Origin of the sequence: Amycolatopsis sp. NPDC005232, assembly GCF_040607795.1 — a bacterium.
In the GTDB taxonomy this organism is placed as follows: Bacteria; Actinomycetota; Actinomycetes; order Mycobacteriales; family Pseudonocardiaceae; genus Amycolatopsis.
In genome coordinates, this window is record NZ_JBEXHL010000028.1 from 37,283 (window position 1) to 56,609 (window position 19,327).

General features: G+C 69.8%; 18 protein-coding genes. 11 read left to right on the forward strand and 7 right to left on the reverse strand.

All coding sequences use genetic code 11. The features are described 5' to 3' along the window. Nucleotides 1-76 precede the first annotated feature (76 nt). From ABZU76_RS37590 to ABZU76_RS37605, 4 genes are read left to right on the forward strand one after another with little or no spacing between them, the layout of a single operon-like run. Nucleotides 77-1,039 carry an ABC transporter substrate-binding protein gene (locus ABZU76_RS37590; RefSeq protein WP_354878637.1) on the forward strand — a complete coding sequence of 321 codons (963 nt, stop codon included), beginning with the start codon at nucleotides 77-79 and terminating at the stop codon, nucleotides 1,037-1,039. Next, nucleotides 1,026-1,919 carry an amino acid ABC transporter permease gene (locus ABZU76_RS37595; protein ID WP_354878640.1) on the forward strand — a complete coding sequence of 298 codons (894 nt, stop codon included), beginning with the start codon at nucleotides 1,026-1,028 and terminating at the stop codon, nucleotides 1,917-1,919. Before ABZU76_RS37590 ends, ABZU76_RS37595 begins: the two co-directional genes overlap by 14 nt. Then, nucleotides 1,912-2,748 carry an amino acid ABC transporter ATP-binding protein gene (locus ABZU76_RS37600; RefSeq protein ID WP_354878643.1) on the forward strand — a complete coding sequence of 279 codons (837 nt, stop codon included), beginning with the start codon at nucleotides 1,912-1,914 and terminating at the stop codon, nucleotides 2,746-2,748. Before ABZU76_RS37595 ends, ABZU76_RS37600 begins: the two co-directional genes overlap by 8 nt. Continuing rightward, entirely contained in the window at nucleotides 2,745-4,469 is a 1,725-nt protein-coding gene (locus tag ABZU76_RS37605; RefSeq protein ID WP_354878646.1) for an aminotransferase class V-fold PLP-dependent enzyme, read from the forward strand. Before ABZU76_RS37600 ends, ABZU76_RS37605 begins: the two co-directional genes overlap by 4 nt. Nucleotides 4,470-4,501: 32 nt before the next feature. Here ABZU76_RS37605 and ABZU76_RS37610 read toward each other — a convergent pair whose 3' ends face one another. Continuing rightward, on the reverse strand, nucleotides 4,502-5,671 hold the full coding sequence (locus ABZU76_RS37610; RefSeq protein ID WP_354878649.1) for a macrolide family glycosyltransferase: 1,170 nt from the start codon (nucleotides 5,669-5,671) through the stop codon (nucleotides 4,502-4,504). A gap of 282 nt (nucleotides 5,672-5,953) precedes the next feature. Here ABZU76_RS37610 and ABZU76_RS37615 point away from each other — a divergent pair, with 282 nt between their 5' ends. The 6 genes from ABZU76_RS37615 to ABZU76_RS37640 all read left to right on the forward strand — a co-directional run bounded on the left by ABZU76_RS37615 (nucleotide 5,954) and on the right by ABZU76_RS37640 (nucleotide 11,704). Continuing rightward, a complete protein-coding gene (locus tag ABZU76_RS37615) occupies nucleotides 5,954-7,522 on the forward strand; it encodes an alpha/beta hydrolase (RefSeq protein ID WP_354878652.1) in 1,569 nt (522 codons plus the stop codon). A gap of 184 nt (nucleotides 7,523-7,706) precedes the next feature. Further along, nucleotides 7,707-8,621: an ABC transporter ATP-binding protein gene (locus ABZU76_RS37620; protein ID WP_354878655.1), complete on the forward strand. Its 915-nt coding sequence runs from the start codon at nucleotides 7,707-7,709 to the stop codon at nucleotides 8,619-8,621. After that, nucleotides 8,618-9,352, forward strand: a complete 735-nt coding sequence (locus ABZU76_RS37625; RefSeq protein WP_354878658.1) for an ABC transporter permease — start codon at nucleotides 8,618-8,620, stop codon at nucleotides 9,350-9,352. Before ABZU76_RS37620 ends, ABZU76_RS37625 begins: the two co-directional genes overlap by 4 nt. Before the next feature lie 81 nt (nucleotides 9,353-9,433). Continuing rightward, a complete protein-coding gene (locus ABZU76_RS37630; protein ID WP_354878872.1) occupies nucleotides 9,434-10,066 on the forward strand; it encodes a hypothetical protein in 633 nt (210 codons plus the stop codon). Then, nucleotides 10,063-10,380 (forward strand): transcriptional regulator, encoded by a 318-nt coding sequence (locus tag ABZU76_RS37635; RefSeq protein WP_220246822.1) that lies wholly within the window; start codon nucleotides 10,063-10,065, stop codon nucleotides 10,378-10,380. The genes ABZU76_RS37630 and ABZU76_RS37635 overlap by 4 nt, the downstream gene beginning before the upstream one ends. A gap of 1 nt (nucleotide 10,381) precedes the next feature. Then, a complete protein-coding gene (locus tag ABZU76_RS37640; protein WP_354878661.1) occupies nucleotides 10,382-11,704 on the forward strand; it encodes a DNA polymerase IV in 1,323 nt (440 codons plus the stop codon). A 93-nt stretch (nucleotides 11,705-11,797) separates the two neighbouring features. On the opposite strand, the gene ABZU76_RS37645 is transcribed toward ABZU76_RS37640, so the two are convergent. The 5 genes from ABZU76_RS37645 to ABZU76_RS37665 all read right to left on the reverse strand — a co-directional run bounded on the left by ABZU76_RS37645 (nucleotide 11,798) and on the right by ABZU76_RS37665 (nucleotide 17,281). Beyond that, entirely contained in the window at nucleotides 11,798-12,889 is a 1,092-nt protein-coding gene (locus ABZU76_RS37645; RefSeq protein WP_354878664.1) for a glycoside hydrolase family 88 protein, read from the reverse strand. Between the two features lie 90 nt (nucleotides 12,890-12,979). Next, nucleotides 12,980-13,669, reverse strand: a complete 690-nt coding sequence (locus ABZU76_RS37650; RefSeq protein WP_354878667.1) for an FCD domain-containing protein — start codon at nucleotides 13,667-13,669, stop codon at nucleotides 12,980-12,982. A gap of 1 nt (nucleotide 13,670) precedes the next feature. After that, nucleotides 13,671-14,714, reverse strand: coding sequence for an ABC transporter permease (locus ABZU76_RS37655; RefSeq protein ID WP_255638722.1), 1,044 nt, complete (start codon nucleotides 14,712-14,714; stop codon nucleotides 13,671-13,673). After that, nucleotides 14,711-16,246 (reverse strand): sugar ABC transporter ATP-binding protein, encoded by a 1,536-nt coding sequence (locus tag ABZU76_RS37660; RefSeq protein ID WP_354878671.1) that lies wholly within the window; start codon nucleotides 16,244-16,246, stop codon nucleotides 14,711-14,713. The genes ABZU76_RS37655 and ABZU76_RS37660 overlap by 4 nt, the downstream gene beginning before the upstream one ends. Before the next feature lie 75 nt (nucleotides 16,247-16,321). Beyond that, a complete protein-coding gene (locus ABZU76_RS37665; RefSeq protein WP_354878674.1) occupies nucleotides 16,322-17,281 on the reverse strand; it encodes a substrate-binding domain-containing protein in 960 nt (319 codons plus the stop codon). Nucleotides 17,282-17,692: 411 nt separating this feature from the next. Between ABZU76_RS37665 and ABZU76_RS37670 the strand changes: the two genes are divergently transcribed. Beyond that, entirely contained in the window at nucleotides 17,693-18,820 is a 1,128-nt protein-coding gene (locus ABZU76_RS37670) for a CapA family protein (RefSeq protein ID WP_354878677.1), read from the forward strand. Between the two features lie 135 nt (nucleotides 18,821-18,955). On the opposite strand, the gene ABZU76_RS37675 is transcribed toward ABZU76_RS37670, so the two are convergent. Further along, nucleotides 18,956-19,294: an SDR family NAD(P)-dependent oxidoreductase gene (locus tag ABZU76_RS37675; protein ID WP_354878875.1), complete on the reverse strand. Its 339-nt coding sequence runs from the start codon at nucleotides 19,292-19,294 to the stop codon at nucleotides 18,956-18,958. Nucleotides 19,295-19,327 lie beyond the last annotated feature (33 nt).

Genomic DNA, 19,327 nt, shown 5'->3' on the forward strand with positions numbered 1-19,327 from the left:
GGACTTCAACTGTCTGTTGACCACTTCAACAACAAGTTGTACCGTTCCGCCCACCACGACGCCCTGGAGGTCCCCGATGCCGTCGCCGTCCCGTACCCGCGCCTGGCAGGCCGCCCTGCTGACCGGTGCGCTCGCCCTTGGCACCGCGGCCTGCGGAGGTGGTCCCGACGGCGCCGGCGGCACGCGACAACCGGCCGGCGGGGGAGCCTCGCCCATCCCGGACAACGCCTCGCTGATCGCCGCGGTGAAGCCGGACGCGCAGCTCACCGCCGCCCTGCCGGCTGCCGTCGCGCAGGCCAAGGCGCTGCACCTCGCGTCGAACATCCAGTCGGCGCCCAACAACTTCTACTCGAGCGACGGCAAGACGCCGATCGGCTACGAGGTGGACCTGGCGAAGGCGATCGGCGCGAAGCTGGGCGTCACGGTGTCGTATCAGGACATGGCGTTCGGCTCGCTGATCACGAGCCTGCAGTCCGGCCGCGTGGACCTGACCATGGCGGCGATGAACGACACCAAGGAGCGCCAGCAGCAGATCGACTTTGTCGACTACTTCTCCTCCGGCATCACGATCATGGTCCGCAAGGGCAACCCCGACGGCATCACGGGCCCGGACACGTTGTGCGGCAAGAACGTCGCCGTGGTGCAGGGCACGAGCCACCAGAAGTTCGCCGCCGCGCAGAGCACCGAGTGCACGCAGGCGGGCAAGCCGGCGATCACCGTCACGGCCACCGACTCCGACACGCAGAACCAGAACCAGCTGCGCACCGGCCGCGTCGCCGCGATCCTCAACGACCTGCCCAGCGCCGTCTACATCTCGCGAACCGCGGGTGACGGCAAGTTCTTCGAGGTCGTGCCGGGCGCGCCGATCGAGGGCGGGCCGTATGGCATCGGCTTCACCAAGACCAACACGAAGCTGCGCGACGCCGTGAAGCAGGCGCTGCAGGAGCTCGTCGCAGACGGCACGTACGGCAAGATCCTGCAGGCCTGGGGCGTGGAGCAGGGCGCGGTCAAGGAGGCGGCCGTCAATGGCGGGAGCTGACCAGCTGCCGATCGTCCGGCTGAAGCACTGGGGCCGCTGGGTTTCGGCGGTGGTCATCGTCGCCCTGCTCGTGCTGCTGGGGTTCGCGCTCGCGCAGGCCCAGATCGAGTGGGACTCGGTGCCCGACTTCGTGTTCTACCGCGTGATGGCCGTCGGGCTGCTCAACACCGTGGTGCTCGCGGTGATCTCGCAGGCCGTGGCCATCGTGCTCGGCATCCTGATCGCCCTGTTGCGCCGCAGCGCCAACCCGGTGGCGAAGTGGTTCGCGGCCGCGTACATCTGGCTCTTCCGCGGGCTTCCGGTGCTGCTGCAGATCCTCATTTGGTACAACCTCGCGCTGATCTTCCCGACGATCTCGATCCCGCTGCCCTTCGGCGGTTACCTCGTCCACGAGCAGACGAACGTGCTGATCAGCGCGTTCACCGCGGCGCTGCTCGGCTTGGCGCTCAACGAGAGTGCCTACATGGCCGAGATCGTGCGCGCGGGTCTGACCAGTGTGGACGTCGGGCAGACCGAGGCCGCGAAGTCCATCGGCATGACGCCGGGTGCGACGCTGCGGCGCGTGGTGCTGCCGCAGGCCATGCGCGTGATCATCCCGCCGACCGGCAACGACTTCATCAACATGCTCAAGGGCACGTCGATGGCGTCGGTGATCGGCGTGACCGAGCTGATCCACGCGGCCAACAACATCTCGTCCAACAACCTGCTGGTCATGGAAACGCTCATCGCGGCCGCGATCTGGTACATGGTCGTGGTGACGGTGGCCGGCGTCGGGCAGCACTACCTGGAACGCTCGTTCGGGGCCGCCGATCGCGGGCCCGCCGCGAGGGTGGGGAAGGCGTTGCGGGGGATGCCGCTGGTGAGGAGTGCCCGTGTCTGAGCCACTGCTGCGTGCTGTGGGGGTGCGCAAAAGCTTCTTCTCGGGGGGTCCAGGGGGGCTTGCCCCCCGGCGGGGGCCTGGGGGTTCGACCCCCAAAGAACACAGTGGGAACACCGAGGTGCTCAAGGGCATCGACCTCGAGGTGCGCCGGGGGCAGGTGGTGTGCTTGCTCGGGCCGTCGGGGGCGGGCAAGAGCACGTTCCTGCGCTGCCTCAACCACCTGGAGACGATCGACGCCGGACAGGTGTGGGTGGACGGCGAGCCGATCGGCTTCCGGCTGCGCGGCGGGAAGCTGTATGAACTGCGCGAAAAGGACGTCGCGCGCCAACGGCGGGACATCGGCATGGTGTTCCAGCGGTTCAACTTGTTCGGGCATCGGACGGCGCTGGAGAACGTGGTCGAGGGACCGGTGCGGGTGCTCGGGATGAACCCGTCGCGGGCCCGCGAGGAGGCCTTGGAGCTGTTGGACCGCGTGGGGCTGGCCCATCGCGCGGACGCGTACCCGGCGCAGCTTTCCGGCGGGCAGCAGCAGCGCGTGGCGATCGCGCGGTCGCTGGCGATGAAGCCGAAGCTGATGTTGTTCGACGAGCCGACGTCGGCGCTCGACCCGGAGCTGGTGGGGGAGGTGCTGGCGGTGATGGGTACGTTGGCGCGGGAGGGGATGACGATGGTGGTCGTGACGCACGAAATGGCCTTCGCCGCCGAGGCGGCCGACGAGGTGGTGTTCCTCGCCGACGGCGCGGTGGTCGAGACGGGCCCGCCCGAGACCGTGCTGAAGAACCCGGTGCAAGAGCGCACCCGCCAGTTCCTCGCGCGGGTCCTCTCGTGACGCGGATCTCGCCTCGGTACCTGCTGCAGTTCGACGAGCCCTCCGGCTACCTCGACTTCGCGCGGTTCGGGCCGCCGTCGCACGCCGTGCTCGACACCACGGCGAGCCTGCTGGAAGCGGCGACGAAGGCCGGACCGTCCACTGTGGACGAGCTGATGCGCCAGGAGACGCGCGCGAAGGCGGCCGCGGCGCGGCTGTGCGGGAGCGACACCGACCACACCGTGCTGCTGCCGCACACGAGCCTGGGGCTGTTCCAAGCGGCGTTCAACTCCCACGGCGAGGTGCTGGTCTCGGCCGGGGAGTTCCCGGCGAACACGTATCCGTGGGCACGTGCTGCCCAGGCCGGGCGGGTGCGGGTTCGCCGCTTGCCCGCCGGGTTTGTCACGCCTTCCCTGGTTGCCGATGCGCTGACGCCGGAGACGACGGTGGTGTCGGTGAGCGCCGTCGACTTCCGCACCGGCTACCGCGCCGACCTCGCCGCGTTGCGCGAGGTGGTGGGTGACCGGCTGCTGGTCGTCGACGGGATCCAGGGCTTCGGCGTGATCGAGGCGCCGTGGGAGGTCGCGGACGTGCTCGTGGTCGGCGGCCAGAAGTGGCTGCGCGCCGGCTGGGGCACGGGCTTCGCGGTGCTGTCCGACCGTGCGCTGGAGCGCATGGACCCGATCCTGTCCGGCTGGACGGGCGCGCGCGACCCCGGCCTGTTCGACGACGAGATCCACCCCGCCGACACGACCGCCGCGGGCTGGTCGATCTCGAACCTGAGTCCCATCACGTCCGGTGCCTTCGCGGCGGCTCTGGAGCTGGTGGAGGAGGCGGGCGTCGGGGCGATCGCCGGCCGGATCGGCGAACGCGTGGACGCCTTGGAGGAAGTGCTGCTGTCGCTGGGCGCTTCGGTCGTGTCCGCCGTGGACCGCCGGGCGGGGATCCTGGCCTTCGAGCTGCCCGGCCACCCGGCGGAACAGGTGGGTGCGGCTTTGTCGGCGGCCGGCATCGCGGCGACGGTCCGGCCGGAACACGTCCGCCTCTCGCCGCACGCGTCAACGCCGGTGTCCGCCACCGAGGTCGTCCGGTCCGCTTTGGACAGTCTCCTGCGCCCGCGTACCTCGGTGACTTTCCCGTCGGCGGTTTCGGGTGGTGCGACGCCCGCGTTGCTCACCGCCCTGATCCCCGCCGTCGACGGCCTGGCCGCCATGTTGGGCCCCGGCAACGAGGTCCTGCTCCACGACCTGTCCCGCCTGCCCGACTCCATCGTCGCCATCGCGGGCGACGTCACCGGCCGCACCGCCGGCGGGCCCATGACGGACCTCCTGCTCGGCCTCGTCCGCCGCGGCACCACGCAGGACCTGACCAACTACCGCACCCACGGCCCGGACGGCCGCGCGATCCGCTCGTCCACCCTCTTCCTCCGCGACGCCGACGGCGTGGCAGTCGGCTGCCTGTGCGTGAACAGCGAAACGTCACCATCCTCGGACGCGGCAGCCTCTCGGCCCGAGACCTTTCCGCCCGACGTCGACAGCTTGCAACGCTTCCTGGTCGACCGCGCCATCGGCAAGGCGGGCATCCCCGTGGACCTCATGAAGAAGCGCCACAAGGCCGCCGTCGTGCGCGAACTGGACGAGGCGGGGTTCTTCCTCATCAAGGACGCGGTGGACCACCTGGCCACCCACCTGGACGTGACCCGGTACACGATCTACAACTACCTGAATGAGATCAGAGCCTGAGTGAGGTGGGGTTCCCGGCGGGAACCCCACCCTCAGTTCAAGAATGCCTCCACCGCATCAGCCGCCGCCGGGATGCCGCCGTGGGCGTGGATTTCCGTGGACAACGACGACAGCCGCGCGGCCACCTCGGCGGAGCCCGCGACCTCGTCGACCGCCGAACGTAAGGAAGCAGCGGTCACCGACGAAGCCGGCAGGTGCCGACCGACGCCGAGCGTCTCCAGTTGCGCCGCGTTGCCGAACTGGTCGGCGGCCTGCGGGATGGCCACGGTGGGGACGCCGTACCACAGTGCTTCCGTGCAGCTGCCCATGCCGGCGTGTGTGATGAAGGCCGAGGATGCCGAAAGCACCGCCAGTTGGGGCACGCGGGAGTGCACCTCGAACGAAGGCGGCAGCGGGCCCAGGTCCGCAGCGGACACGAACGAGCCGATCGACATCACGACATGCCACGGTGAGTCGGCGAAAGCCTCCAGGCAAGCCCGGTAAACGGGTAGCTGGTCGGTGAACGCGGTGCCGAACGAAACCAGCAGCACCGGCTTCCCCGAATCAGGCGGGGTCCACGACTCCGCCAGTCGATCCGGCGACAGGCACGGTCCGACGAACCGGACGTGCGAGCCGACCCGGGAGGCGTGGGGCTGCATCGCCCGCGGAATGAGCGACAGCACCCGCGGTGGGTGGGACAGCCAGGTCCAAGCCTCCTCGGTCGCGCCGTTTTCCCGCAGCCACGCGGTCACCGTGCGGGCGTAGTCCACACCGGACGGTGAGGCCTTGATCGGGTCCATCACCGAACTCATGTCCTCGTCGTAGCCCTCCCATGCGACAAGCGTGGGCGACAGCTGCACGGCGGGCACCCCGTACCGGGTCCCGAGCAGGGGCGCGCCGAGGCCGCCGATGTCGTAGAGGAGCAGGTCGGGGCGATCGTCGTCGAACGTCGACAGCAGTTGCGGGTGCACGGCGATCGCCTCGTCCAGGAAGACGCGCATGGCGTCGGCCGGGTCGTCGGGCCACACGCCGGCCTCGCCGAGGGGCAGGAGGGTCGGGTGGGTCACGACGTGGGCGCCCGTGGGGGCGACCAGTGATTCGAGAGGCGAGCCCACCACGTAGCTCACCCGGTGCCCGCGCCGCACGAGTTCGGCGATGACGCCGAGAGACGGGTAGATGTGGCTCGGCGCGGTGGTACCGACCATCACGATGTGTTCGCGCATGAACGACTCCGTAAAAAGGGGAGGACGCGGCGCGCAAAGAAGACGGCCGCGAACGCGCGGCCGTGAAGAGTCACGCCGGGGCTAGAGCTGCCGGAAGCGCTGGAAGATCGTCATGGCGGCCACCGTAACGGCGACCCGGCGCGGGGACCAACCGAATTTCCGACGTCCATCTTTCGTAGGGACTATCGGGCAGAGCGCCGCGATCAACCGGCCGGGCGCGGCGAAGACGACTAACGTCTGGCGGACCCGACAGACGAGAACCCCGACAGAGAAGGAACTCCCGTGAGACGTGCTGTCTTCGCGGCAGTCGCCGTCGCGACGCTGGCCTCGCTGGTCACCGCGCCCGTCGCGTCAGCGGCGCCGGCCACCGCCCCCGCCGCCTACACCCCGCCGCCCGTGGCGTGGGGGCAGTGCGACAACGCCGGCCTCAAGGCGGCCGGCGCCGAGTGCGGTTTCGTGACCGTGCCCCTGGACTACAGCAAGCCGGGCGGCCAGAAGGCGCAGCTCGCCGTCAGCCGCATCAAGCACAAGACGCCGGACGCGCAGTACCAGGGCGTCATGCTCACCAACCCCGGTGGCCCAGGTGGCTCGGGCCTGACGCTTTCGCGCGTCGGCGCCAACGTGCCCAACCACGCGGGCGACGCGTACGACTGGATCGGCTTCGACCCGCGCGGCGTCGGCTCCAGCAAGCCCGCGCTTTCGTGCGACAACAGCTACACGAGCTTCGACCGGCCCTCCTACGTGCCGCTCACGCCGAGCCTCGAGAAAACGTGGCTCAACCGCGCCAAGGGCTACGCCGAGGACTGCGCCAAGAAGAACCCGAAGGCGCTGCTCGACAACCTGAAGACCACCGACTCGGTGCGCGACATGGACTCCATCCGCGCCGCCCTGGGTGCCGACAAGATCAACTTCTACGGCTACTCCTACGGCACCTACCTCGGCCAGGTCTACGGCACGATGTTCCCGCAGCGCGTCCGCCGCATGGTGCTCGACTCGACGGTGGACCCGCGCGACGTCTGGTACCAGGCGAACCTGAACCAGGATGTGGCGTTCGACCGCAACATCAACATCTGGTTCGGCTGGCTCGCCAAGTACGACAGCACCTACCACCTGGGCAAGACGCAGGCCTCGGTGAAGGCGACCGTCGACCGTGAGCTGGTCAAGCTCTCGCTCAAGCCCGCGGGCGGCCAGATCGGGCCCGACGAGCTGACCGACGTGATCCAGCAGGCCGGCTACTACCAGCTCACCTGGCTGGACGTGGCAGACGCCCTGTCGGCGATCGTCACGAAGAACGACCCGTCGCTGGTCAAGGCGCTGTTCGAGTCCGACAGCGACAACGGTTACGCCGTGTACCTCGGCGTGCAGTGCACCGACGTGCAGTGGCCGACCAACTGGAACCAGTGGCGCCTCGACAACTGGAAGACCTTCCTCAAGGCGCCGTATTTCACCTGGCAGAACGCCTGGTTCAACGCCCCCTGCGTGTACTGGCCCGCGAAGGCGAGCAAGCCTGTGCAGGTCGACGGCAAGGGCGTGCAGAGCGTGCTGATGATCGACGAGACGCTCGACGCGGCCACGCCGTTCGAGGGCAGCCTCGAGGTCCGCAGCCGCTTCCCGGGTGCGTCGCTGATCGCGGAGCCGGGTGGCACGAGCCACGCCATCACGCCGCGCGGCAACGCGTGCGTGGACACCAAGATCGCGGACTACCTGGCGACCGGCGCCCTGCCGGCCCGCAAGCCGGGCCGCACCGCCGACGTCGAGTGCGCGCCGCTGCCGCAGCCGCAACCGGCCCCGTCGGCGTCCGCGCAGGCGAAGGCCAAGGCGGACCCGATTCCGCTGCTGGGTCACCTCTGACCAGCTGAAACGCCAGTCGAAGCGCCGGGTGGGGCACTGTCCCCGCCCGGCGCTTCGTCGTTTCCAGGGCCCTCGAAAGACCTTGATGAACCAAGTTCGCGGCTCGTAGCACTTTTCATCGCAGCGAGGTTTGTGTTACAAAGTTCCCCAACAGGTTTGCAGCGCAAAGTCGATGGGGGACGGGATGAGTGAGGCGTTCAGTCTGAGAGGCCTGACGAAACGGTTCGGGCCGGTGCACGCCGTCGAGGAGCTGACCCTCGAGGTCAGCCGCGGCGAGGTCGTGGCGCTGCTCGGCCCCAACGGGGCCGGCAAGTCGACCACCATCGACATGCTGCTCGGGCTCACCCGGCCCGACGAGGGCGAGGTGCGGGTGTTCGGCGGCGACGCGCGGGCGGCCGTCGACGCCGGGCGCATGGCCGCGATGGTGCAGAACGGCTTCCTGCTGCGCGACACCACGCCGGCCGAGCTCGTCGCGCTGATGCGCTCGATGTACCGCAAGCCCCTGGCGGCCGGGGAGGTCTTCGAACGCGCCGGCATCACGGACTTCGCGAACCGCCGCTGCGGCAAGCTTTCCGGCGGCCAGCTGCAGCGGGTGCGCTACGCGCTGGCCCTGGCCGGCGACCCCGAGCTGCTGGTGCTCGACGAGCCGACCGCCGCCATGGACGTGGACGGCCGGCGCTCGTTCTGGGCCTCGATGCACGAGTTCAGCGCAGTCGGCCGCACGGTGCTGTTCGCCACGCACTACCTCGCCGAGGCCGAGGACTACGCCGACCGCGTGGTGCTCGTGCGCCACGGCCGCGTGGTCGCCGACGGCACGGTCGCCGAGGTCCGCGCCGCCGTCTCCGGACGCGTGCTGCGGGCCGTGGTGCCCGGTGCGAACGAGGCCGAACTGGCCGCACTCGCCGGGGTCACCACCGCGCGCATCCAGGGCGCCCGCGCGGAGCTGGCGTGCGCCGACTCCGACCTCGCGATCCGCGCGCTGCTCACCACGTTCCCGGACGCGAGCGACATCGAGATCACCGCCGTCGGTCTCGAAGAAGCGTTCCTCGCGCTGACCGGCGACCAGCACACCGACGAGCCGGAAGGAGCCCTGCGATGAACCTCGTCTACCTGCGCCTGGAGATCGTGCGCATCGTGCGCAGCCCGCAGTTCGCGCTGTTCACGATCGCCGTGCCGCTGGGCATGTTCCTGCTCTTCGGCGGCCTGTTCGGCGACTACGTCGGCCCGGACGGGGTCCGGGCGAGCACCACGACGATGATCAACATGGGTGCGTACGGCGCCTTGAGCGGCGCGTTGTTCACCGGCACGCGGGTGGCGACCGAACGCACCGACGGCTGGCAGCGCCAGCTGCGCCTCACCCCGATGCGCGCGCCGGACTACGTGTTCGTGAAGATCGCCTCCGCCATGGCGATGGCTTTGCCGGTGCTCCTGGTGATCTTCGTGGCCGGCGCCCTGCGCGGGGTCGAGCTCACGGCCACGCAGTGGGTGCTCACGGCGGTGGCGCTGTGGCTGGGCGCGTTGCCGTTCGCGGTGCTGGGCCTGCTGCTCGGGCTGTTCGGCAAGGGCGACACCGTCGGCGCGATGACCGGCGCGCTGATGCTGCCGCTCGGAGTGTTCGGCGGGTTGTGGATGCCACTGTCGATCATGCCCGGCTGGATGACCACGGTGGCGCACTTCTTCCCGACGTACTGGCTCGGCCGCGTCGGCACGATGCCGGTGGGCGGGGCGAGCGGGCTCGGTCTCGCCGTGGGCGTGCTGGCGGCGTGGCTGGTCGTGCCCGCACTGGTGGTGGTGCGCCGGTTCCGGTTGGACACGGCCAAGGTCAGTTAGTTCACGTGTTAACTTCCGTGCTGCATAGGGGTCAGCACGGTGGGAGGGCGAAACAAGGTGGATGACGACGAAGAGCAGCCGATGTCGGCGGCCGAGTCGCTGAACCTCATCGCCCGGCAGAACGAGCGGACGCGCCGGGAGCTGGGGGCCAGCCCGGCGCGTCTGCTCGGCGTCTGGGCCTTCACGTGGCTGGTCGGCTGGGGACTGGTGTACCTGGCCGACGACAGCCACGCGAGCCCGCTCATGCCCGGGTGGGTCGCGGGGATCGTGGTCGCGGTGCTGTTCGTGGCGGCCATCGCGTACTCGGCCTACTACGGCGGCCGCATCAGCCGCGGGATCCGCGGCCCGTCGCGCCGCACCGGCGCGATGTACGGCTGGAGCTGGATGATCTCGTTCGCCGCGCTGTCGCTGATCAACGTGCGCGTGATGAACCTGGGCGACCTCGACCCGCACACGATCTCGCTGCTGTGGTCGGGCACCTCACTGCTGCTCACGGGTGTGCTCTACCTGGCCGGCGGGATGCTGTGGCAGGACAAGCTGCAGTACGGTTTCGGCGCGTGGATCATCGTCTGCGGCGGCGCGAGCGTGCTCGTGGGCGTGCCCGGCAACTTCCTCGTGCTGTCCCTGGCCGGCGGTGGCGGGTTCCTCGTGGCATCGCTCGTGTACTTCGTCCGGGAACGGCGCTCCGGTCCGACGCGAGTGGCCGACCGGTGACCGAGGCGAGCCTGCCGGAGCTCGACCCGGTGATCCACGCCCAGGCCAGGCTGCGCGTCACCGTCGCGCTCGCCGGGCTGCACCACGGCGACCAGATCACCTTCCCGAGGCTGCAGCAGCTGCTCGACATGACGGCAGGCAACCTCTCCACGCACCTGCGCAAGCTCGAAGACGCCGAGTACGTGGAGATCACCAAGGCCTACGAGCACCGCACGCCCGTCACGCTCGTGAAGCTGACCGCCAAGGGCCGCGCGGCTTTCGAGTCCTACACGACGGCGTTGCACCGGCTGCTGGACGCCACCGGCGGGAGCTGACGTGACCCGCTGGGTCGTCCACCTCGACCTGGACGCCTTCTACGCCTCGGTCGAGCAGCTCACGCGCCCGACGCTGCGGGGCCGCGCGGTCGTCGTCGGCGGCACCGGGCCGCGTGGTGTCGTTGCCGGGGCGAGTTACGAATCCCGCGAGTACGGCGCGCGTTCGGCGATGCCGATGTCGCAGGCGCGGCGGCTGTTGCCGCCGGGTGCGGTCGTCCTGCCGCCGCGATTCCGGTTGTACGAGACCCTGAGCAAGCAGGTCTTCGACATCGTCGCGGACGTGGCGCCGGTGCTGGAGCGGATTTCGCTGGACGAGGCTTTCGCCGAGCCACCTTCGCTGGCCGGTGCGTCGGTGGACGAGGTGACGCGGTTCGCGGAGGACCTGCGGGCGCGGATTCGCGCGGAGACCGGGCTCACGGCGTCGATCGGGGCCGGCACGGGCAAACAGGTCGCGAAGATCGGCTCGGATCGGGCGAAGCCGGACGGGCTGCTCGTGGTGCCGCCGGGCACCGAACGGGAGTTTCTGGCGCCGTTGCCGGTGCGGGCGTTGTGGGGGATCGGTCCGGTCGCGGAGGCGAAGCTGCGCACCATCGGCGTGCTCACGTTGGGGGAGCTGGCGGCGTTGTCGGAGCCCGACGCGGCGGCGACGCTGGGCGGTGTGGTCGGGCGTGAGCTGCGCAAGCTCGCGGGCGGCACCGACGATCGGCCCGTGGCCGAGCGTGGGGAGGCCAAGCAGGTGAGCGCGGAGACGACGTTCGAAGTCGACATCGTGGACCTGGGCCGGCTGCGGGCGGAGGTGCGCAAGATCGCGGCGGGGGCGCATTCGCGGCTGGTGAAGGCGGGCCGGGTCGCGCGCACGGTCGTGGTGAAGCTGCGGCACACGGACATGAGCACGGTGACGCGGTCGGAAACCACGGCCTCGCCCACGGACGACCTCAACCAGCTCGCGGCCACCGCCGAGCGGCTGTTGCTGGATCCGCAGGAGTTCGGTGGCGTACGCCTGGCGGGGGTGGCGTTCAGCGGGCTTTCGGTGCCGCACCAGGACGCGTTGTTCACGCTCGCCGTACCGGCCGGGGCTTCGCCGGAGCCCGTCGTGGCGGTCGTACCGTCGCCCGGTGGGTCGGCGCCGGTGTCGTCGAGCGGCTGGCGCCCGGGCGACGACGTGGTGCACCCGGAGTTCGGCACCGGCTGGGTCCAGGGCGCGGGCCACGGCCGCGTGACCGTGCGCTTCGAGACACGCACGTCCGACCCGGGCGTGGCGCGCACGTTCGAGCAAACCGACCCGACTCTCACCCGAGGCGACCCCCAGGACTGTCTCAAGTAGACCGCCCACCCCAATGTGGCGTTGGTTGCGTTCAGCGCACCCAATGTGGCGTTCGGTGCGTTCAGCGCAACGAACGCCACATTGGGGTGCACATCAGCTGGCGGGCGGCAGAGCGCAACCCGGGGTGAGGTCGGCGACCTGCTGACCGGCCAGGAGGAACGCGCCCACACCGGCGGCCGAAGTGTCCGTGGCCTTGGCCGAACCCGGTCCGTCGGTCTTCGGCTGGACGTAGCCGACGAAGCCGTCGGTGTTCTCGGCCTTGGTGGACAAGGACTTCCACGCCCGATCGACCACCGGCTTGAACCAGCGGCTGTCGAGGACACCCGCGTTGACGCCCCACGCGAGGCCGTAGGTGATCAGCGACGTGCCGCTGCTCTCCGGGCCGCCGAAGGGGTTGAGCAGGTTGGCGTTCCAGAAGCCGTCCGGGCGCTGCAGCACGCTCAGCGTCGTCGCCATCTTCTTGAACACGCGCAGGTACTCCGGCCGCCGCGGGTCGTTCGCGGGCAGCACCTGCAGCACCTTCGTCAGGGCGGCCAGCGCCCAGCCGTTGCCCTGCGACCAGTACGACAGCGAGTGCGCGTCGGTGCGCCACAGGCCGGAGAACTCGTCGAACAGGCTCTTCTCCGTGTGCTGGAACAGCTTCTGCATCGCGGCGAGCGTCGGCTCCGAGGAGTCCATCACGCCGATGCGGGCGAACGAGGGCATCGCCATGTTCAGCGCGCTCACGTGGTCCCAGTAGTCCGTGTGCCCGGCCTGCACGTTCGCGACCTCGTCGGCCAGGCGCGAACGCAGGTCGGCGAGGATCGGCGGGTCGGGGTGGAAGTAGGTGTACAGGTCGAGGTACGCCTCACCCGCGGCCTCGTCCTCGGCCGCGAACGGCCGGCCCGCTGTCGTCGGCAGCAGGTAGTTGTTGGCCTCGCCCCACGGCAGGGTCTGGTGGTTGGACACGCCGGTGGTGCGGACCACGGCGAGGTTGCCCACGTGGAACGTCGCGTTCTGCCAGTCGGCCGGCGCGAGGTTCGTCCCGTGGGCGACCCAGTAGTCGCCGGCCTTCACCATCGCGTCGGCCACGGAGCACTGCGCGGCCGGCGCCGCCGGTGCCGCACTCGCCACGGCCGGCGCCAGCCCGCCGGCCGTCACCGCCGCCGCGAGCACGGCGAAACCGCGGATTCCCGGGAAACGCATGGGTGCGTCCTCCTCAAGCAGCTCATGGCGGCGGAGGCCATCGGTCGGTGGCCGGTCGATCACGGACTATGGTGTGGACCACTGGGCGTGTCAAGGTGCCGGTGAGCGGTACGCCGCAACGGTTTCCAGCAGCCGGCGCGTCGCGTTCTCGGCTCCGTCGGCGTTCTTCGCCAGCACCGTGGTGAGCACGCGCGAGTGCGCCACGAGCGTGCCCGTCGTCGGCTCGGGTGCGGCCCGCAGTGCGGCGACGACCGGCACCTGCAGCTGGGTGAGCAACGCGTTGCCCGCGGCTCGCACGAGGGCGGCGTGGAACAGCGTGTCGGCCTCGGTGAACGCCTCGGCGTCCTCGCGTTCCACGGCGTCGGTCATCAGCCCGTACGCCGCCGCCAGCGCGGAGAGCTCGTCCGGCGCCCGGTGCCGGGCCGCCAGCCGCGCGGCCTGCGGCTCCACGAGGTGGCGCAGCTCCATCAGATCGTGCAGCTGCCGCAGCGAATCCGGGCCGCCGACGCGCCAGCCGATCACGTCGGGGTCGATCGCGTCCCACGCCTCCGGTGGCTGCGGCCAGGTGCCGACGCGCGGTCGTGCGGCCACGAGCCCCTTCGACTCCAGGACCCGCAAGGCCTCCCGGACCACCGTCCGGGAGGCCTTGAAGCGGCGCCCGATGTCCTCGGGCACGATCGGCTGGCCCGTGGGCAGCGCCCCTTCGACGATCAGGCGGCCGAGCGCGTCGACGATGCGGGCGTGCAGGCCGGCCCCGTCAGCCCCGACGACTGAGCCCACGTCAGGCCGGAAGACCGACGCGGCGCTCCCCGCTGCGCAGCTGCTGCAGCACGACGGCGACCACGAGCAGCGCGCCGTGGGCCACGTTCTGCCAGAACTGGTTGATGCCCAGGCCCGACATGCCGTTGTCGAGCACGCCGAGGATGAACACCGCGAGCACCGTGGAGACGATGGATCCCTTGCCGCCCTTGAGCATCGTGCCGCCGAGCGCCGCACCCGTGACGGCCTGTAGCTCGAGGCCCTCGGAGCCGGACGTCGGCTGGCCGGAGCCGGTGCGCGCCGTGATCAGCACGCCCGCGATGGCCGCGACCACGCCGACGAGCGCGTAGACGCCGATGATGTAGCGGTTGATGTTGATGCCGGCCAGGCGCGCGGCCGTGTCGTTGCCGCCGATGGCGAACACGTTGCGGCCGATGTCGGTGTACTTCAGCAGGAAGTGCAGCACCGCCGCGACGATCAGGAACACCCACACCAGCGTCGGCAGCCCGAGCACGCTTCCCTTGGCCAGGAAGATGAACAGGTCGTCGGCGCCCGTGTAGCCCTGCGCCTTGCCGTCGGACACGACCTGCGCGATGCCCTTGTACGTGGCGAGCGTGGCCAGCGTGGCGACGACCGGGTTCACCCGGCCGAAGATGATGATCAGGCCGTTGACCAAACCGCACAGGATGCCGGTGCCGACCGCGGCGAGGATGCCGACGATCGAGCTGCCGGTCGACGTGAAGGCCATCGCCGAGATCACCGACGCGAGCCCGGCCATCGAGCCGACCGAGATGTCGAGCGCGCCGAGGATGATCACCAGCGTCTGCACCAGCGACAGCAGGCCCATGATGGTGATCGCGCTGCCGATGAGCAGCAGGTTGTTGGTGCGGAAGAAGTTGTCGTTCAGCGTCGAGAGCAGCACGACGAGCACCACGAGCGTGATGATCAGGCTGCTGTTCTGCACGCCGATGCCGTTGAGCACCTTGCGCGCGGTGGACACCCGGTGCGGGTCGGGCTGTTCGGTCGGCTGCTCCTGCGCGGGGCTGGGCCGGGTCGGGGTGCTCACGCCCCCACCTCCTGGATGTCTTCGGCGGCCGGCTCCGTCGCCGGGATGGCCAGGGTGAGTACGGCTTCTTCGGTCGCTTCGTCGCGGCTCACCTGGCCCGCGACGTGCCCGGCGCGCATCACGACGACGCGGTCGGCCAGCGCGAGCACCTCGGGCAGGTCGGACGAGATCACGAGCAGGGCGACGCCTTCGGCGGCGAGACCGTCGATGATGCGGTAGATCTCGGCCTTCGCGCCGACGTCGACGCCGCGAGTGGGCTCGTCGAGGATCAGCAGCTGCGGGCGGCGGGCGAGCCAGCGCGCGAGCACGGCCTTCTGCTGGTTGCCGCCGGAGAGCTTGCGCACCTCCTGCTCCATCGACGGCGTGCGCACGCGCAGCTCGCGGATGTACTCCGCCACGAGCTCACGCTCTTTCGCCCGCTTGATCACGCGGAAGCGGCGCAGGCGGTCGAGCACGGCGATGGAGACGTTGTCGCGCACCGAACGCTGCATCAGCAACGCGTCGGTCTTGCGTTCCTCGGGCGCGAACCCGATGCCCGCCTTCACGGCGTCACCGGGCGTGCGAGCCTTGAACGGTTTCCCGTCCAGCTCGAGGGTTCCCGAGCGCACGGGCAGGTCGCCGACGATCGCGCGCGCCAGCTCGGAGCGCCCGGCGCCGACGAGCCCGGCCAGGCACACGACCTCACCGGCGCGTACCTCGAACGAGACGTCGGTGACGTCGTCGGTGGTCACGTGGTTCAGGCGCAGCACGACCTCGCCGGTGTCAGCCGTCTCGCGCCGCTCCAGCGCGGAGAGGTCGCGGCCGATCATCATGCGCACCAGCTGGTTCTCGTCGGACTCCGCGGCCTGCTGCACGCCGACGAGCTTGCCGTCGCGCAGCACGGCCACGCGGTCGGCGAGCTGGAAGATCTCCTTCATGCGGTGCGACACGTAGACCACGGCCACGCCAGAGTCGCGCAGCCGGCGGATGAGCCGGAACAGCGCGTCGACCTCGTGCTCCGAGAGCGACGAGGTGGGCTCGTCGAAGGCGATCACGCGCGGCGGGGTGGCCGCGGTGAGCACCCGCAGGATCTCGACGAGCTGGCGCTGCGCGGCCGAGAGCTTGCTGCCGAGCGTGGCGGGGTCGAGCACGCCTTCGAAGCCGTACTCGACGAGCGCATCGTGCGTGCGCTGGTTGAGCGTGCGGCGGCTGAACACGCGGGCGCGAGAGGGCAGCTCGCCCACGAACACGTTCTCCGCCACCGAGACGTGCGGGATGATCTCCGGTTCCTGGTAGATCACGCGCACGCCCGCGGCCATCGCGGCGCGCGGGTTGTCGAACACCACCGGCTCGCCGTCGACCCGCAGCGTGCCGTCGCTGGGCTCGTGATCGCCCGAAAGCACGCGCAGCAGCGTCGACTTGCCGGCGCCGTTCTCGCCCATGAGCGCGAGCACCTCGCCGGAGTGGAACTCCAGCGTCACGTCGTCGAGCGCGGTGACGCCGGAGAAGCGCTTGCCGATGCCCTCGGCGATGAGCGCCGTGGAACTGGCCATGGTGAGCCTTCCTCAGCATTCCTCACAGGAGAGCCCGGGGGTGTCGCGTGTGGACACCCCCGGGCCGCGGTCGGGTCAGGTGCAGTTGACGCCGGCCGCCTTGAAGTTGTCCTTGTTCACCATCGTGGTCTTGGCGATCGTCTCGAGCGGCAGGTCCTTGCCGTTCTTGACCTTGTCGACGAGGACCTGGATCGCGCTCTTGCCGACCTCGGCGCCCGAGATGTAGAGCGAGGACTTGTTGCCGGTGTCCTTGCCCGCGGCCCAGTCCTTGCAGTCGAGGTAGGCGCCGAGGCCCACGCCGATGATGTCGTTCGCGCCGACACCGGAGTTGGCGAGCGCGGTGACGACACCGGTCTCGTTCTCGTCGTTGCAGCCCCACACGACCCAGTGCTTCACGCCCGGGTTGGAGCTGATCACGGCGCCGGCGCGGTTCTGCGCGTCGACGGGGGAGTTGTCGGTGCCGACGTTGATCACCTGGACCTGGGCGCCGGAGTCCTTGTCGAAGGCGGCCTTGGAGCCGTTGACGCGGTCGGTGCACACGGTGAGGTCCTGCTTGTAGGCGCTGATCACCTTGGTGTCGGCGGCGGACCAGCCGGCGGCCTTGAACAGCTTGGCGGCCTCCTGGCCGACCGAGGTGCCCATCTGCGTGCCGTTGAAGCCGACGAACGCGGCGGCCTTGCCGGTGCCGTCCTTGATCACGTCGTCCGACGCGATGATCGGGATGCCGGCGCTCTTGGCCTTGTCGATGACCTCCGGGCCGATGGCCTGGTCCGGTACCACGATGGCGACGCCGTTGGCGCCCTGTGCGACCGCGGCGTCGAGTTCGGTGATGGCCTTGTTGGCGTCCTGGCCGAGGTTCACGACCTTGAGGTCGACACCCAGCTCCTTCGCCTCCGCCTGGGCGCCCTGCGCCTGCTCCACGAAGTACTGCTGGTCACCCTGCTTCTGCAGGTAGTACAGCGTGATCTTGCCGTTCGTCGGCGCCTGCTGCGCGGGCGCGGCGGTGTCCTTGCCGGAGGAGCATCCGGCCAACACTGCACCGGCAATCAAACAACAACCAACAACGCTCCAGGTGCGTGACCTGTGCGGGTATGTGGACATCGAGTGCTCCCATGGGGGCCGAGGACGACTGTTGCGTGGGCGTGAACTCCGCGTGACTCGTATTACAAGACACTTGATCGGGTGACGTCAACCACGGGATCTGCCGCAGTTAGCGGATGGATACCTACGGAGAGTGATTTTCCGTCTGGTGGTTGGCGGCTAATTATCGTATTTTTTCCCGGCTGACCAGGGTTTGTTGCTCCGCGCTGATCGTGCTGCTGTTTCGGTTGCTGGTGGGTTTTCTTGTTGACTTGGGTTCGATTACGGTCCGTTATGGCAGGCGTTGAGTCTTGTCCGGTCGACATGCGGCAGGATGTGGCCCGCAGCTGGACAAAGGGGGCGAACATGACGCACATCCGCCGCTCGATCGTGGGATGGGCCGGTGCCGTGCTGGTACTGGCGGGATGCAGCGGGGCTCCGCAGGCCGCTTTGCCCGCTTCCGCTCCTTCGGCCCCTGCCGGCTTGCCTTCGGCCACGCCCGCGTCGTTCACGGTCGTGGCCACCGGCGACGTGCTGATCCACCCCGCGCTCACCGACCAGGCGGACGCCGATGGTGGCGGCGAGATCGACTACCGCCAGATCCTCGCGGGCGTGAAGCCGCTCGTGTCGGGCGCCGATCTGGCCATCTGCCACCTCGAGACGCCGCTCGCGCCCAAGGGCGGGCCGTACACGGGATATCCGTCGTTCAGCGCGCCGCCCGAGATCGCCGACGCCATCAAGGACACCGGCTACGACACCTGCTCCACGGCTTCGAACCACACCCTGGACAAGGGCGCGGCCGGCATCACGCGGACGCTGGACAAGCTGGACGAGGTGGGCCTCAAGCACACCGGTTCGGCGCGCTCGGCCGCCGAGGCTGACAAGCCGCTGATCCTCGACGTCCACGGTGTCAAGGTTGCGCAGCTGTCGTTCGCCTTCGGCTTCAACGGCATCAAGGTTCCCGCCGGCAAACCCTGGCTGGCCAACCAGATCGACGCCGACGACATCCTCGCGGCGGCCCACGCCGCCCGCGCGGCCGGCGCGGAGGTCGTGATCGCCAGCCTCCACTGGGGGATCGAGTACCAGCACTCGGTGACGGACGACCAGGCTTCGTTGGCCAAGGAGCTACTGGCTTCCCCGGACATCGACCTGATCGTCGGCCACCACGCCCACGTGGTCCAGCCCTTCGAGAAGGTCGAGGGCAAGTGGGTCGCCTACGGCCTCGGCAACGAAATCGCCCGCCACGACGACCCCCGCGGCTCCACCGAGGAAGGCACGGCCGCGCGCTTCACCTTCACTCAGACGGACGGCCACTGGGCTGTTTCCAAGGCGGAGTACATCCCGACCCTGATCGACCTCGGCCCGCCGATCCGCCTGCGCGACTTGAGCTCTGCGCCGCCGAGCGCTCGGGGCACGGAGGCGCTGTCGAACACCGACGAGGTGATCTTGTCCCGCGGTGCTGCCGACGACGGGCTGACTCGGCCGGGGAAGTGAGCAGCCCGCCTGCGTGACCTGATGGTGTACCCGCGTGCCATGCGCGGCGCCGAGGCGTTGGCGAAAGCGACAAGGCCATGTCGTCCGAAGGTGCCGATCGCGACGGGCTGACTCGGCTGGGTAGGTGAGCGATTCTCAGTCGAGGGGCTGGGAAAGTGTGGCCTTGAGCCGGAGCGCCGCGTCGTCGACCAGGACCTCGGCGCGGTCGTCCAGCAATGCCTGCATGGTCTTGGCCGCGACCTCGGCCGGCCCGATCTTCGGGACGTCCAGCCATGCGGCGCCGTCGGTGTCCACGTAGCCGGCGTGCACGCCCACCACGAGCGTGCCCTGGTCGCGCAGGCCTTCGCGCGGCGCGTCGGTCAGCGACCATTGGGCCGCCTTCGACGCGGAATAGGCGACGGTTCTCGCGTTTCCCTTCCAGGAGGCCACGGAGAGCATGTTGACCAGCGCAGCACCTGGATACAGATTTGCAATTCAGACGTGCTGCAACGGCTCGGCAGCGCACGG